The organism is Rhodocaloribacter sp., assembly GCF_056451265.1.
The window spans coordinates 1-15,716 of the sequence record NZ_JBWOPL010000052.1 but is presented as its reverse complement, the minus strand read 5'-3'; the positions used below and the strand labels follow the sequence as shown (position 1 = coordinate 15,716).

Below are 15,716 nucleotides of genomic sequence, written 5' to 3'. Positions count from 1 at the left end.
CGAGAAATAAATCGTCATTTTGGCCGGGAGGCGGCGGTTTTCGCATACTGTTTCCTCGTGGTGAAAAAACGCCCGCCCCACCCTCAGAAAATTGCTCGCACTCCGTATATTGGCGTGTTTTTTCGGGTCGAGGCCCGGCATCCCCTCGTTCTTTCCGGCGGCGGGAATTTTTTTGACGCCCCCCATGTAAGCGTTTTCATCCTCCCCTTTTCGACCTCGAATCAGCCATCTTCGAAGGAAACATGACCACGCGTGAGAAGCTCGCGGCGCTTGCCGCCAACCTGTGGTGGACCTGGACCCCGGAAGCCATCGCCCTTTTCCGCCGGCTGAGTCCCGGCGCGTTTGCCGTCACGGACAACAACCCGGTCGCCGCGCTGCGGGTGGCCGACGAGGCCGTCCTCAACGATCCCGATTTTGCGAAAGAGGTCGACGCCGTCCACGCGGCTTTCGAGGCGTACATGAGCGCCGACCGTCGCTACGGGGACGCGCCGCCCACGGCTTATTTTTGCATGGAATACGGACTCCACGAGAGCCTGCCGTTCTATTCGGGCGGTCTCGGCATCCTCGCCGGCGACCACGCCAAGGCGGCCTCCGACCTGGGCCTGCCCTTCACCACGGTCGGCCTCTTCCTTCGCGGCGGCTATTTCAAGCAGTACTTCGACGCCCGGGGCCGGCAGCAGGCCGAGTTTCCCGGCATCGACGCGACCGAGCACCCGGTGACGCTCGTCACGGACGCTTCCGGCCTGCCCCTCACGGTGACCGTCCATGCGGGATGGGACGAGGTGCACCTGCGCGCCTGGAGGATCGACCTGGGCCACACCACGATGTACCTTCTCGACACCGACTTCAGCGCCAACCCGTACCACCTGCGCTTCCTCACGCGCCGGCTCTATCAGGGCGACCGCACCACGCGCATCCAGCAGGAGATCATTCTCGGCATCGGCGGCGTCCGGATGCTCCGCGCCGTCGGGGCGGAGGCGGAGGTCTTCCACCTGAACGAGGGGCACTGCGCCTTTCTCACCTTGGAGCTGTTGCGCGAGCAGGTGGCGCGCGGGCTGAGCCGTTCGGAGGCCGAGGCCGCCGTGCGCGAACGGTGCGTCTTCACCACCCATACGCCCGTCAAAGCCGGACACGACCGCTTCGATCCCGGCCTGTTCATCGAACAGATGCGGGGCTTCCAGCGCGAGATCGGCTTCTCCGACCATGACCTGCTTGCCTACGGCCGCATCAACCCCAACGACGTGACGAGCGCGTTCAACATGACCGTGCTCGGCCTCAAGCTCTCGCGCACCGCCAACGGCGTCTCGAAGCTCAACGGCGAGGTGGCCCGCCGGCAGTGGCACGCCCTCTACCCCGACCGCCACGCCGACGAGGTGCCCATCGGGTACGTCACCAACGGCGTGCACCTGCCCACGTGGACGGCCCCCCACGCGCGCCCCTTCCTCAACGAACACCTCGGCCCGAACTGGCTCGAACACCGCGACCGCCCCGAGGTCTGGCAAAAGGTGCGGGACATCTCCGACGAGGCGCTCTGGGAATACCGGCGCATGCTCCGCCGCACGCTCATCGCCTTCGTCAACGAATACCTCAAAACCCAGACGCTGCCGCAGGAGGCCGCCCTCGACCCCGACGCGCTCACCATCGGCTTCGCCCGCCGCTTCGCCACGTACAAGCGCGCCCCCCTCTTTTTCTACGACAAGGAGCGCGCCATCAAGTTCTTCACCCGGGCCGACCGGCCCATTCAGATGATCTATGCCGGCAAGGCCCATCCGGACGACGAAGGCGGCAAGGCCTACATCCAGGAGATCTACGAGATGACCCGGCACCCGGCGCTCAAGGGGCGGCTGATTTATCTCGAAGACTACGACATGGAGATCGGGCGCATGCTCACCTCCGGCTGCGACGTGTGGCTGAACAACCCGCGCCGCCCCTACGAAGCCAGCGGCACGAGCGGCCAGAAGGTGGCCGTCCACGGCGGGCTCAACCTCTCGATCCTCGACGGCTGGTGGCCCGAAGGCTATAACGGCAAAAACGGCTGGGCCATCGGGGAAGAAGCCTCGCACCTCTACAAAGATCCGGAAATTCAGGATCCGGAAGACGCGAACCATCTCTACGATACGCTCGAAAACAGCGTCCTTCCGGCCTTTTACGAACGCGACGAGCGCGGGCTTCCGCCGGAGTGGCTCGCCCGGATGCGGAACGCCATGGAGCACCTGCCCTACGCCTTCAGCGCGCACCGCATGGTCACCGACTACCTCGAGCGCATCTATACACCTGCGCCTCAGAGCGTGCAGAGATAAGCCCCCGATCACCAGAGACGGATCTCGAAGTCATCGAACGCGCCGGCGGCGGGCCCCCACGTCGCATCCACCCGCTCCACGCGCGCGGCGGGCGGCCCCTCACGCAATGCTTCGAGCAGGCGCTCGAGCGCCGGGCGTGGCCCTTCGGCGACCACGGAAACACTCCCGTCGCGCTCGTTGCGCACCCGGCCCGTGAGGCCGAGGCGGCGCGCCCGCGTCCATACGAAGTGACGATAGCCCACACCCTGCACACGCCCGTGCACGCGCGCCGTCAGACGTTCATTCGGTGCGGTCGGCGGTGTCATATGCGCATTCGAAGGAGCCCGCTTCGACAAAAAAAGCCCCCGAACCGAGCGGCGCGGAGGCTATGTGCCGTGAAACGTGGGAGGGTCGCACGGGCTATTTTTGCAGGGTAAACTCGATCATGCCGGAAGAGCCGATCCGGCGGTTCTCCGCGTTGAGCGCGTCGATGCGGAGCGCATAGACATGCCCCGGCACAAGGAGGGAACGCAGCGTCGCCAGGAAAGGATCATCGGCGTCGATGCGGTTGGTCGCGGCGTTGTGCCGTCCGATGGGGAGCGCCTGTTCCGCGTCCCAGAGGACGAGGTGGTAATGGTCCGCCCCCGGCGTCTCCGTCCACGAGAACGCGAGGTCCGAGACGGTCGTGGGCAACGTGATGGCGATGCTTTCGGCCTCGTTGCCGCGCACGAGCGGCGTGGTGAGACCCGGCGACGTGTTCAGCGGGCCGAAGGCCAGGCGCAGGCTCAGCCCGACGGCGAGGACGACCACCGCCGCCGCCGCGTACCGGCTCAGGCGGCGCAGCCCGCTCGTCCACCGCGCGGCGCGGCGATCCGCACGGCGCGGCGCTGCCGGCGGCGCCGTCTCCTTCGGCGCAGCGAAGAGCTTCGGCGCAGCAAAGGGCTTCGTCGCATCCATAGCCTCATAGGCCATGTGCAACAGCTCGCGCGCATGGTCGTCCCGGGCAAGTTGCGAGGCGACTTCCCGGCGGCGATCCACCGGAAGGGTGCCGGCCATAAACGAAGCCAGCGTATGATCATCGATCGGTTGTGGCGTACGGCCCATAACTGAAAGACCGGGAAAAAGCTTATTGGGGACAGGAAATAAAGTTATCACGACTTCTGCCTTCCTATTACAGAACGTGCGAAAACGTAAAAGTGGGCATCACGGTGGAAATTAAAGACACGCCGATGCGTCTCTTCGGTGGATACCCTTTGACCGCAGAACGCGGTTCTCGCAGGAGGAGCTCGACTTTAAAGGATTATATGGCCCGACTAATCCTTTCAAAACAGCCTCTTACACGGCGTTGAGCCGCCCGGAAGCCGACCATTCGTTTTGAAATATAGAATTTTCGTCCCTCTTTGTCTAACGCTCCCCGAAGAAATTTGCTTTTCGTCAAGAGCGCGGGAAAGACGGGCGGGCCGGTTGAATCCGTGACCGCGAAGGCGCATATTGAGAGCCGCGATGGCGCACCATCGACGCGCACCGCCGGCGCGTGTCGCCGCCCCCTCTTTGGACGTTCAGACCAGCAGCCATGGATCAGGATCTTCTTTCAATCCAGCAGAGCCGGGACCTTCTCCGGGCCTCGGGCGCCGCGCAGCGCACGTACAAGACCTTTACGCAGGCGCAGGTGGACCGCATCGTCGCGGCCATGGCCGAGGCGGGCGCGCGCGAGGCGGAGCGTCTCGGCCGGATGGCGCACGAAGAGACCGGCTTCGGCCGTCCCGAAAGCAAGACGCAAAAGAACCTCTTCGCCACGAAGACGCTCCACGAGCGGATGCGCGGGATGAAGACGTGCGGCATCATCCGCAAGCGGGAGCAGGACACCATCTGGGAGATCGCCACGCCGATGGGCGTCGTGGCCGCGCTCATCCCCTCGACGAACCCCACCTCGACGGCCATGTACAAGGCCATCATCGCCGCGAAGGCCCGGTGCGGCATCGTGATGAGCCCGCACCCGCGCGCCGTCACGTGCACGGCCGAGGCGCTCCGCGTGGTGGCCGAGGCCGCCTACAAGGCCGGCGCGCCGAAGGGCCTCTTCGGCTGCATGACCGAGGTCTCGTTGCCCGGCACGAACGCCCTGCTCGAAGATCCCGGCTCCGACGTCATCCTGGCCACCGGCGGCTCGGCCATGGTGCGCGCCGCCTACTCGAAGGGCAAGCCCGCCTACGGCGTCGGCTCGGGCAACGTGCCCGTCTATGTGGACCGCTCCGCCGACGTCGCCAAGGCCGCCGCCGACCTCCTCTACGGCGCCTCGTTCGACTGGGGCACGCTCTGCTCCACCGAGCGCAGCGTCATCGCCGACGCGCCCATCCGCGCAAAGCTCGTCGAGGCCATGAAACAGCAGGGCGCGTATTTCATGAACGAGGAGGAGAAGGAGGCGCTCCGAGGCGTCATCCTCCACAAGGGGCGGCTGAACGTGGAGCAGGTGGGCAAGAGCCCGGCGCACATTGCCCGGATGGCCGGCTTCACCGTGCCCGAAGGCACGCGCGCGCTCGTCGGCGAGACGGACCGCGTGGGCAAGGATGAGCCGCTCTCGATGGAGACCCTCTCGCCGATCCTCGCCTTCTTTACCGAAGACGGATGGGAAGCCGGATGCAAACGAAGCATCGAGGTGCTCCACTTCGGCGGCATCGGCCACACGCTCGGGTTGCACGCCACGAACGAGCGCGTCATCGAAGCCTTCGCGCTCGAAAAGCCCGCCATGCGCATCGTCGTCAACACCGTGGCGGCGCTCGGCTCGGTCGGCTATACGAACCGCCTCTTCCCGGCGATGACGCTCGGGCCGGGCACGCTCGGCGGCTCCATCACGAGCGACAACATCTCGCCGCTCCACCTGCTCAACGTCAAGCGGCTGGCCTTCGAGACCGACCCCATCAACCCGCCCGCCGGCGCGGCCCGCACACCCGCCCTCACCCGACACAGCCCGCCGTCCGCCCCGCGCCCCTCGTCCCCCACGGGCGACGGCGCCGGATGGATCGACGCCATCGAGGCGCGGCTTCGCGCCCGGGCCGGCAACCCCTCCGAACCCGCCGCACCGCCCTCCGCACCCGCGCCAACCGAACGCCCGTCGGCGCCCGCACCAACCACCGACGCTCCCCGATCCGCCGACCTCCCCCTCCCCGACGCGGAGATCGAACGCCTGATCCTGAAATTCCGGAAGTGACGCGCGACCGAAGAAGGCGGAGGAACCAGAGAACCCTCCCATCGCGGGACCGGAAGCCCGGGCCGACCTCCTTCCCGGTGAACTTCCACCCTCCGCGTCGAGGCGGGCGGGGCGTCTTGCTTATCCGGGCCGGAGCGCTTTCCTTCCCAGTTTTCGCCCCCCTCATCCGCTTTGCCCATGCGTTCCTTTCTCCTGCCGATGACCGTCGCGCTCGTGCTCCTCGCGGGCTGCGGCGGCGAGTCCGCCATGCCCGACACCAGCCCCGGCGTCTCGTGGGCGCTCGCCGAGCACCGCGCCCGCACGCTCTCCGACGTCCGCTATGACGTCCGCCTCACCATCCCCGCCGTCCGTGAAGCCGGCATCTCCGGCGAAACGACGATCCGCTTCCGCCTGAGCGACGCCTCCCGGCCGCTCGTGCTCGACTTCCACCCGCCGGCGCGGAACGTGCTCGGCGTGTACGTGGACGGCAAGAGCATCGACTACGCCGTCGAGAACGAGCACCTCGTCCTTCCCGCGGCGGCGCTCGACGAAGGGGAGCACGCGGTCACCGTCCGCTTCGTTGCGGGGGAGGGCTCGCTCAACCGGAACGACGACTTTCTCTACACCCTCTTCGTCCCCGACCGCGCCCGCTTCGCCCTCCCGCTCTTCGATCAGCCGAACCTCAAGGCGCGGTTTCGCCTCACGCTCCACGTGCCCGAAGGCTGGAAGGCCGTGGCGAACGGGCCGCTCGTCGAGACGGACACCACGGGCGACGGCGCGATCTTCCGCTTCGCCGAGACGAAGCCGCTCCCGACATACCTCTTCTCCTTTGCCGCAGGTCGGTTCGAGACCGAGACCGCCGTGCGCGACGGGCGGACGATGACGATGTACCACCGCGAGACCGACGCCGGCAAGCTCGCCCGCAACCGCGACGCCATCTTCGACCTCCACGCGGCGGCGCTGGCGTGGCTCGAAGCCTACACCGGCATCCCGTACCCGTTCGACAAGTTCGACTTCGTGCTCATCCCCTCGTTTCAGTACGGCGGCATGGAGCATCCCGGCGCGATCCTCTACCGGCAGGCGAGCCTCATGCTCGACGCCTCGGCCACGCAAAACCAGCTCCTCGGTCGCGCCTCCCTCATCGCCCACGAGACTGCCCACATGTGGTTCGGCGACCTCGTGACGATGAACTGGTTCGACGACGTGTGGACGAAAGAGGTCTTTGCCAATTTCATGGCGGCGAAGATCGTCAACCCCTCTTTTCCCGAGGTGAACCACGACCTTCGCTTCCTCCTCGCCCACTACCCGGCGGCGTACGCCGTGGACCGGACGGCGGGCGCAAACCCCATCCGGCAGCCCCTCGACAACCTCCGGGAGGCGGGCACGCTCTACGGCGCGATCATCTATCAGAAAGCGCCTATCGTGATGAAGCACCTCGAACGGCTCGTCGGCGAGGAAACCTTTCGCGACGGGCTGCGGGAATACCTCGACGCTTTCCGCTACGGGAACGCCGCGTGGCCCGACCTCATCGCCCTCCTCGACCGGCGCTCGGACGAGGACCTGACGGCGTGGAGCCGCGTGTGGGTGGAGGAGCCGGGGCGTCCCACCGTGGAGGTGCGCGCCGCGCGCGCGGGCGGCCGCCTCGAACGCCTGACCCTCTTCCAGTCCGACCCGTGGGACCGGGGCCTTCTATGGACCCAGCGCCTCGACGTGCTCCTTGCCGACGGTGACGCGCTCGCCCGCTTTCCCCGCACCCTCGACCGCGAGAGCCTGACGGTGACCGAAGCCGCCGGAAGACCCGCGCCGAATTTCATCCTCCCCAACGGCGGCGGCGTCGGCTACGGCCTCTTCGTCCTCGACCCCGAAAGCCAGGCGTTCCTCCTCGAACACGTCGCCGAAGGCGACGACGCGATGCTCCGGGGCATCGTGTGGGTGACGCTGTGGGACGCCCTCCTCGAAGGCCGCATCCCGCCCGGCGTCTTCCTCGAACGCGCCATGGCCGCGCTCCCGGCGGAGACGAACGAGCTCCTCGCCCAGCACCTGACGGGCGACGTGACGCGCGCGTACTGGCGCTTGCTCACGCCCGAGGTCCGCCGCGCCCTCGCGCCCGAGCTCGAAGCGCTGCTGTGGGAACTCATGGAAAAAGCCTCGACGACCACGCGAAAGGCCACCTTCTTCAATGCCTTTCGGGACGTCGCCCTCAGCCCCGAAGGCGTGGGTCGGCTCCGCGCCGTGTGGGCCCGCGAGACGACGATCCCGGGCCTGACCTTCTCCGAGCAGGACGAGACGCGCATGGCGCTCGAACTGGCCGTGCGCGGCCTCCCCGACGCCGAAGCCATCCTCGAAGCGCAGGCCGGACGCATCACGAACCCCGACCGGCAGGCGCGTTTCGCCTTCGTGCGCCCCGCCCTCTCGCCGGACCGCTCCGTCCGCGACGCCTTCTTCGAAAGCCTGAAAGACCCGGCCAACCGCACGCACGAGCCGTGGGTGCTCGAAGGCGTGCGCTATCTCCACCACCCGCTCCGCGCCGCCGACGCCGAGCCGTACCTCCGTCCCGCCCTCGAACTCCTCGAAGAGATCCAGCGCACGGGCGACATCTTCTTCCCCAAACGCTGGCTCGACGCCACGCTCGGCGGACATCAGTCGCTCACCGCCGCCGCCACCGTCCGCTCCTTCCTCGACGCCCTGCCGCCGGACTATCCCCACCGGCTCCGGGCCAAGATCCTGCAGTCGGCGGACGGGCTCTTCCGGGCGGCGCGCATCGTCTACGGATACGAGGCCCCGCCTGCCGCACCGTGAGACGGCCGGTCCTCCGGGCGCTTCACAACCGCTCCGGACGAAGGACCCACTCCTTGGCGCACTGATAGACCTCCTGCCGCGACTGCAACCCCAGTCGCCGCTTGATATTCGTCAGGTGGTTGTGCACCGTTTTTTCGCTCATGTGCAGGGCTTCGGCGATCTCCGCCGGGCGCCGTCCGTGGCCCACCAGGAGGAAGATGCCCATCTCGCGGTCGGTCAGCACGTCGGTGATCGAGCCGGCGCCTTCGTGTTCGATGAGGGCCTGCCGCACCTGCTCGCTCACGAAGCGCTCGCCCCGAAGCACCATGGCGATGGCCTTCAGCACCGTCTCCGGACGCGCGAGCTTCGTCACGTACCCCGAAGCGCCGGCCTGAAGCGCGCGGGCGGCATACTGATGCTCGTCGTACATCGTCAGCACGAGCACGCGCACGCCCGGCCACCGCGTCCGCGCCAGACGGATCAGTTCGAAACCGTTCGAATTGCGAAGTTGAAGATCGAGCAGGATCAGATTCGGATGCGTTCCCTCGATGCCCTTCACGGCCTCGGCTACGTCCTCCGCCTCACCACAGACCTCGAGGCCGGGCTCGTTGTTGATATACGGAATCAGCGCCGCACGATAGATAGGATGATCTTCGACGAGAAAGACTTTCGCTTGCATAGCGGGCACTTCGTGCGTGTAAAAACATCCCGGCCTGCCGGGACACGTCGCACCCTGCATATTGTAGAAGACAACAGCCGAAAGAACTGCCGCCAAGGGGGTCTACTCACTATGCAGTATAACCCTCGCCACGGCCATGTTCAATCCCCTTATATGTCTCACACGTAATATTCGGGCCCCGCCCGGAGCCATCCCGCCACGTTTCCAATAGACAACGAAAGGGACTTCCGGGGTTGCCGTTTTGAAACATCGAAGCCCGAGGAAGGCGCGACACACCCCTTATTCTTCGAAAACAACGGGATGCCGAAACCCCGGCATCAACTTTGACAGGCCTTAAAATCGGTTTCGGATCAGGCCCTGACTCAGCCTGACGTCCCGTCTCCGCGGCGTGCCGGAAAAGATCCACGACTCATGTTCCTCCCGGCATGCCGCACGTCTTACCTCTGCACTTCTTCTCGGACCTCTCTCAGGTGGCAACGGCAGGCCCGGCTTTGTGGTGGCGAAGCCGGGCCTGCCCTTTTTATGCCGCCCGGCCTCTTCACGGGCGGCGATAGAGGACGCCGCCTTTCATCACGAGGCGCACGTCGCGGAGGCTGGAGATGCCGGCGAGCGGGTCCCCGGCCACGGCTACGAGGTCGGCGAGGAGGCCGGGGCGCACCGCGCCGAGGCGGTCGTCGAGGTGAAAGAGCCGGGCGTTGACGGAGGTGGCCGAGCGGAGCGCGGCGAGCGGCGTCATGCCATAGGCGACCATCAGCTCGAGCTCGCGCACGTTGTCGCCGTGCGGATAGACGCCCACGTCGCCCCCGGCGCACATCGTCACGCCGGCGTCGAGGGCGGCGCGGAAGGCGGCGCGTTTCCGGCGGATGCGCTCGGGTTCGGGATCGACGCCCTTCTTCCAACCGCCGTACTGAAGGATGGCGTCTCCGGCGGCAAGCGTCGGGCAGAGGGCCACCCCGGCGGCGGCCATGAGCGCGAACACCTCGGGCGTGCCCCCGTCGCCGTGCTCGATGGTCTCGACGCCGGCGCGCGCAGCCCGGCGCATACCCTCGGCGGTGCTCGCGTGCGCCACGGTGGGCCGCCCGCTGCTCCGCGCCGTCTCGACGATCACCCGGAGCTCGTCCTCGGAGAACGTCGGACGCGCCTCGCCATGCGGCCCCCACCGGTAGTCGGCGTATACCTTCACCACGTCGACGCCGTGACCGATCTGATCGCGGACGACGCGGACGAGGTCGTCATAGCCGTCGGCTTCCTCGGCCCCGAGCGGCACGTCCCACTCCGGCGCGAAGCCTTTCGGCCCATAACTCCCGGTGGCGACGATGGCGCGCCCGGCCGTGAGCAGCCGGGGACCGGGGATGATGCCTTCGTCGATGGCCTGCCGGAGGCCGACGTCGGCATAACCCGCGCCCTCGGTGCCAAGGTCGCGCATCGTGGTGAAGCCCGCCGTGAGCGTCGCGCGCGCGTGGGTGACGGCCCGCGCCACACGCACCGCCCGCGCCTCGCGGAGCACCTGATCGTTCCACGACGTCTCGTTATACGGATGAAGCAGGATGTGCGAATGCCCCTCGATGAGCCCCGGCAGAAGCGTCATCCCCGCCAGGTCGATCGCCTCCGCGCCGTCCGGCACAACCACGTCGCCGACCGGTCCCGCCGCCGCGATACGCTCGCCCTCGACGACGACCACCCAGCCGTCGCGCATCGCCTCTCCGTCAAAGACGCGGTCGGGACGAAGCACGTAGGGCTGGGCAAAAGCGGAGACGGACCAGAAGGCAAGGGCGAGAACCTGACAAAGGATACGCATGGGGAAAACGGGGGATGAAAGTTCGGAAAAAGGACGGTCAACGAGAAAGGTTAATCATCCCCCCGATAACCCGCAATGACGTTTTTCGAAAGCGCGACCGAACGGACGTGCTCACCCACCTTTTCACGACGATTCCCCTCCCATCAGCGGCGCACGAAGAAATCGGCTTTCCCCGACCATGGCTGAAGGGGAAGGGGACGCGCGATCCGCTGCCGGTTGCCGCCCTCGAAACCCAACGCGACCGGGGAGGGGCCGAAGCTATCGCCTGGGCTGCCGAACAGCGGGCCGACTTGCTGATCCTTGATGAGAAAAAGGAAGGTCGGAGGATTGTACGGGAAGTGGGACTGCGGATCACCGGCGCCGTCGGGTTGCCGGTTCGAGCGCGCCGGGAAGGCATAATACCGGCCCGTCGTCCCCTGGTGCATGCGCTTGAGGATGTGCCCCCATCAGTCCGGCCCTGCGGGCGGAAGCGCGGCGGCCGGCGGGAGCATCCGACGAACCTTGATCGGACCGGATGCATTTCACGCCCGGCATATCGTAGTTTCCCCCGCTTCCATCCTCATTCCGCCTTCGCCATGCCGCTCGACCTCACCCGCATCCGCGCGCAGTTTCCCGCCCTCGCGCTCGAAGACGACGGACGCCCGCGCGTGTACCTCGACAATCCCGCCGGAACGCAGGTCCCGCATCACGTGCTCGACCGCATGCGCGACTACCTCGTGCAGGCCAACGCCAACGCCGACGGCGTCTTCCGCACCTCGGCGGCCACCGACGCGCTCCTCGAAGAGGCCCATCGCGCCATGGCCGACCTCCTCAACGCCCCTTCGTGGCGGGAGATCGTCTTCGGGCAGAACATGACCACGCTCACGTTCGCCTTCTCCCGCTCGCTCGGTCGCGAGATGCGCCCCGGCGACGAGATCCTCGTCACGCGGATGGACCACGACGCCAACGTCGCGCCGTGGCTCATGCTCGCCGAGGATCTCGGCCTCACGGTGAAGTGGCTCCCGTTCGACCCGACGACGTACCGGTACGACCTCACGGCGCTCGACGACCTGCTCACCGGGCGCACCCGGCTTGCGGCGATCAACTATGCGAGCAATGCCCTCGGCACGATCAACGACGTGAAGACCATCGGCGAGAAGGTGCACGCCGCGGGCGGGTGGATGTACGTCGACGCCGTGCAGTACACGCCCCACGCGCCGACGGACGTGCAGGCGCTCGGATGCGATTTCCTCGTGTGTTCGGCGTACAAGTTCTTCGGCCCGCATCAGGGCATGCTGTGGGGCAAAGAGGCGCTCCTCGAACGGCTCACGGCATACAAGGTGCGCCCCGCCTCGGATGCGCTGCCGGTCAAGTTCGAGACGGGCACGCTCTCGCACGAAGGGCTCGCCGGCACGCTCGGCGCCGTCGAATACCTCGCGTGGGTGGGCGCGACGATGGCCGCCGAACACCACGGAGCGTACGCCCATTTCCCCGAGCGCCGCCGCCACGTCCACGCCGCGATGCGCGCCATCGCCGACTATGAGCGGCCCCTCACCGCGCGCCTCGTCGCCGGGCTCGAAGCCGTCCCCGGCCTGACCATCCACGGCATCACCGACCCGGCGCACTTCGACGAGCGCGTGCCCACGGTCTCGTTCACGCTCGAAGGCCGCCATCCCCGCGACGTCGCCCGCCGGCTTGCCGGGGACAACCTCTTCGTGTGGGACGGCGACTACTATGCGTACGAGGTCATCCGCCGGCTCGGCCTCGACGCGCGCGGCGGCATGGTGCGCGTGGGGCCGTGTCACTACAACACCGCCGGGGAAATCGACCGGCTCGTGGCGGCGGTGACGGCCCTCGCCATGTGAGTCGCCTCACTCCGTCCCCGCTTCCACCTCCGGCGCGTCTTTGTGGAGGTGCTTCCCGAACCACGCGAGGATGCGGGGCGTCACGTCCATGAGAAGCTTCGGCTCGCGCGGGCCGTGCGGCGTGCGCGGATAAAGGATCATCTCCGTCGGGACGCCGAGGCGTTGGAGCGCATAATAAAACTCCTGCCCCTGTGTGGTCGGCACGCGACGGTCCTCCGCGCCGTGGATGACCTGTGTCGGTGTCGTCACGTTCTTGATGCGATAGACGGCCGAGTGCTTCTGATACGTCTCGTAGTCATCGAAATACTCGCCGCCCATGTGCGCGACGAGGTAGTCCGGGATGTCGGTGGTGGCGACCATCGAGATGAGGTCGGGCAGACCCGCGCCCATGCTCGCGGCCTTGAAGCGCCCGGTGCGGGTGACGAGGAAGGACGTGAGGTAGCCGCCATAGCTCCACCCCATCACGGCGAGGCTGTCCGGGTGTCCGACGCCCATCGCGAGCACCGTGTCGACGCCGGCCATCACATCCTCGTAGTCGCCGTAGCCCCAGTCTTTCACGTTGGCATAGCGGAAGTCCTTGCCGTATCCGGTGGAGCCGCGCGGGTTGGGCTGCAGGACGGCATAGCCGTGCTCGGCGAAGACCTGCGTCATGTAGATGCCGGGCCGCCCGGTGAAGCGTTGCGTGAAGACGCCCGCCGGGCCGCCGTGGATCTGAAGGATGAGCGGATAAGCGCGCCCCGGCTCGTACCCGACGGGATACGTGAGCAGGCCTTCGATCTTCATCCCGTCGGGCGAGGTCCACGTGAGCACTTCGGTGCGACCCATCGGCGGCGTCGGCGCGTCCGCGTTGACGCCGGTGAGCCGCGTCACCTCGAAGCCGCCGACCGGAGCGAGATAGACCTCCACGGGCGTCGTCAGATTCTCGTACGTATAGGCCATCCACGCGGTCTCCGCGTCGAAAGCGACGGCGCCGACCGCGCCCTCGAGCGCCGTCAGCATGCGGGCCGCCGAGCCGTCGAAGGGGACCGCGATGAGCTGTCGTGAGGTGCGGATGGACTCGGTTGCATAAAGCTCCGTTCCGTCCGCCGACCAGTCGATGAGCGCGGCGTTGCGGTCGGGCGTGTCGGCGAGCTTGCGGGGTTCGCCGCCGGCGGCAGGCACGACGTACAGATCGCTGAGCCCCACCCGTTGCGGCGTCCCGCCGTGCGAGGTGAAGGCGACCCACTGCCCGTCCGGCGAGAAGCGGGGGTTGGCGTCGTTGCCGGGCCGCGTCACGAGCGGCGTCACGGCTCCGCTGTCGGCGGGGACCGTCGAGAGGTCCTGCGCGATGCCGCCGGTGTTGATCCGCGGATCGGGCTGATGGGCGAAGACGATCGTCGCGCCGTCCGGCGACCAGTCGAACGAGGCCACGTGGAAGTCGCCGCCGGTGAGGCGCTGCACGTCGCGTTCGCCCTCGGCGTTCTTTTCGAGCGCGACCACGTAGAGGGCGTCGTTCTTGAAGTTCCGATCCACGAGGATGACGTCGCGTTTCTCCTTCTGGGCCGCCTCTTCCGCTTCCGTGTCCGGCTCACGCATGGTATAGGCGATGCGCGTCCCGTCGGGCGACCACCGGTAGGCGGACACGCCCGTCTTCGCGTCGGTGATCTGTTCGGCCTCGCCGCCGCGCACGCGCATGACCCACACCTGATTCTTCCCCGAGCGCGCCGAGGTGAAGGCGAGGTACTGTCCGTCCGGCGAGAACGACGGGTTCGCGCACGACTTCTCGCCCTGTGTGTACTGCACGTTCATCCGCCCGTCCGCCGAGACCACCCACACGTGGCTCAGGTATTCGGACTTCTCGCCCTCCATCACCGGCTCGCGCACCACGTAGGCGATGAGGCTCCCGTCGGGCGAGATCGCCACGTCCGGGATCGCCTTGTATTGCATGCTGCGTTCGGGCGTCCAGCCCTCGGAGGCCTCCTGCGCACGGGCGAGCGGGACGAAGAGAAGGAGCGTGAGCAGAAAGCCGAGCGGGCGCACGGCGCGAAAAAAGCGCGTCTTTTTCATGAGGCTGCGATCAGGGTGGGAAAGGGATCGGTCGGTCCTCAATTAATCCCATTCCGCCCGCATTGTCAATCGCGCCCGACAACGATGAGGAGACCCTTCGGCACAACCGAGACTGACGCGATCACTTTCGAAAGAATCCAGCCGTAGCGACCCCTTTCCTCGACCAATGGGGAAACGCCCCCTTGACCTCGCTACGACACGCCGTTTTCTTGCATGAAAAGTGCTTACCAGGAAGGTAAAAAATGTCGCTACCCGGCATCCATCGAGAAAGCCGCCGGCCTGACTCTGCCGGTAGACCGGCAGCATAACAGTTAAATGTATATAAAATGAGGCTTTACATTTTAATTGCCCTGATGCTCGCTTCGCTGGTAGGAACCCGCTCCGCCCATGCCCAAGAGCGATACCTCTACTGGGTTGGGGCCATCCAAGGCGAAGAGACCGAGTTCAGTACGATTTTTCGCCACGCGCTCGATAGTGGCGTAGTAGACACCCTGGTACAAGCCAGGGAATTGGGACCAAATATATTCAGGACTTTTACCAGTGTAACCGTCGACACGCTCCACAGGCACATCTATTGGGCGGATACGGGTGGGACGCAACCAGATGGGACCGTATTAATCGGAGCCATCATGCGTGCCTCCCTGGATGGCGATGATCCTGAAGTATACCTGGGCGGCATCGTATGTGGGCTGGGTGGGCTGAGCGATATCGAAATCGACACCGTGGGAGAAATGATATATTGGAGCGAAAGCAACGACTGTCCTTTTGTAACGCTGCATCGCACAGACCTGATACGGCCCAATCCTTTTCAGAGCCTGCTTCCAACCAGCCGCGATTATAAGGTGTCGGCCTTTGAGCTCGATCTACCCAATCAGATGATCTATTGGACGAACAACGATTTCTTTCGATTGGAACCTCTCGGGATTATACGGGCCCCCCTTGACGATACGGTGTCTGATGAATACATCGTAACGGGTAGCGTTTGCGACATCGCCCTGGCCCATACGCTGTCCAAGATCTATTGGGCTCCCTGTAACAGTAGCACCATCCGGCGCGCCAATCTCGATGGTACCGAGGTCGAGGATGTGATCGTTAGCCAGGGAGAGAT

At 66.4% G+C, this 15,716-nt stretch carries 9 protein-coding genes and 2 pseudogenes; 6 read left to right on the top strand and 5 right to left on the bottom strand.

Going from position 1 to position 15,716, the window contains the following annotated elements; translation table 11 throughout:
* The first annotated feature begins 242 nt into the window (after positions 1 to 242).
* Entirely contained in the window at positions 243 to 2,300 is a 2,058-nt protein-coding gene (gene glgP, locus AC1HIY_RS09270) for an alpha-glucan family phosphorylase (RefSeq protein ID WP_479576446.1), read from the top strand.
* Positions 2,301 to 2,308: 8 nt separating this feature from the next.
* Here the strand turns inward: glgP and AC1HIY_RS09265 are convergent, their stop codons facing one another.
* Both AC1HIY_RS09265 and AC1HIY_RS09260 read right to left on the bottom strand, forming a co-directional pair.
* Complete coding sequence (locus tag AC1HIY_RS09265; RefSeq protein ID WP_479576445.1) at positions 2,309 to 2,605, bottom strand: acylphosphatase; 297 nt, start codon at positions 2,603 to 2,605, stop codon at positions 2,309 to 2,311.
* A 94-nt stretch (positions 2,606 to 2,699) separates the two neighbouring features.
* The gene (locus AC1HIY_RS09260; protein WP_479576444.1) at positions 2,700 to 3,335 is read right to left on the bottom strand and encodes a hypothetical protein; all 636 of its coding nucleotides are present in this window, start codon (positions 3,333 to 3,335) and stop codon (positions 2,700 to 2,702) included.
* Between the two features lie 517 nt (positions 3,336 to 3,852).
* Between AC1HIY_RS09260 and AC1HIY_RS09255 the strand changes: the two genes are divergently transcribed.
* Positions 3,853 to 5,484, top strand: a complete 1,632-nt coding sequence (locus AC1HIY_RS09255; RefSeq protein ID WP_479576443.1) for an aldehyde dehydrogenase family protein — start codon at positions 3,853 to 3,855, stop codon at positions 5,482 to 5,484.
* Positions 5,485 to 5,661: 177 nt separating this feature from the next.
* The gene (locus AC1HIY_RS09250) at positions 5,662 to 8,262 is read left to right on the top strand and encodes a M1 family aminopeptidase (protein WP_479576442.1); all 2,601 of its coding nucleotides are present in this window, start codon (positions 5,662 to 5,664) and stop codon (positions 8,260 to 8,262) included.
* 22 nt (positions 8,263 to 8,284) lie between these two features.
* On the opposite strand, the gene AC1HIY_RS09245 is transcribed toward AC1HIY_RS09250, so the two are convergent.
* Together AC1HIY_RS09245 and AC1HIY_RS09240 are read right to left on the bottom strand one after the other, a co-directional pair.
* The gene (locus AC1HIY_RS09245) at positions 8,285 to 8,920 is read right to left on the bottom strand and encodes a response regulator (RefSeq protein WP_479576441.1); all 636 of its coding nucleotides are present in this window, start codon (positions 8,918 to 8,920) and stop codon (positions 8,285 to 8,287) included.
* Between the two features lie 538 nt (positions 8,921 to 9,458).
* A complete protein-coding gene (locus AC1HIY_RS09240) occupies positions 9,459 to 10,718 on the bottom strand; it encodes a metal-dependent hydrolase family protein (protein WP_479576440.1) in 1,260 nt (419 codons plus the stop codon).
* 14 nt (positions 10,719 to 10,732) lie between these two features.
* Between AC1HIY_RS09240 and AC1HIY_RS09235 the strand changes: the two are divergent.
* Together AC1HIY_RS09235 and AC1HIY_RS09230 are read left to right on the top strand one after the other, a co-directional pair.
* A pseudogene (locus AC1HIY_RS09235) lies at positions 10,733 to 11,095 on the top strand (PIN domain-containing protein); the annotation flags it as partial.
* A 198-nt stretch (positions 11,096 to 11,293) separates the two neighbouring features.
* A complete protein-coding gene (locus AC1HIY_RS09230; RefSeq protein WP_479576457.1) occupies positions 11,294 to 12,562 on the top strand; it encodes a cysteine desulfurase-like protein in 1,269 nt (422 codons plus the stop codon).
* 6 nt (positions 12,563 to 12,568) lie between these two features.
* Here the strand turns inward: AC1HIY_RS09230 and AC1HIY_RS09225 are convergent, their stop codons facing one another.
* Complete coding sequence (locus AC1HIY_RS09225; RefSeq protein ID WP_479576439.1) at positions 12,569 to 14,608, bottom strand: S9 family peptidase; 2,040 nt, start codon at positions 14,606 to 14,608, stop codon at positions 12,569 to 12,571.
* 326 nt (positions 14,609 to 14,934) lie between these two features.
* Here AC1HIY_RS09225 and AC1HIY_RS09220 point away from each other — a divergent pair.
* Positions 14,935 to 15,716: pseudogene (locus AC1HIY_RS09220) on the top strand (hypothetical protein); the annotation flags it as partial.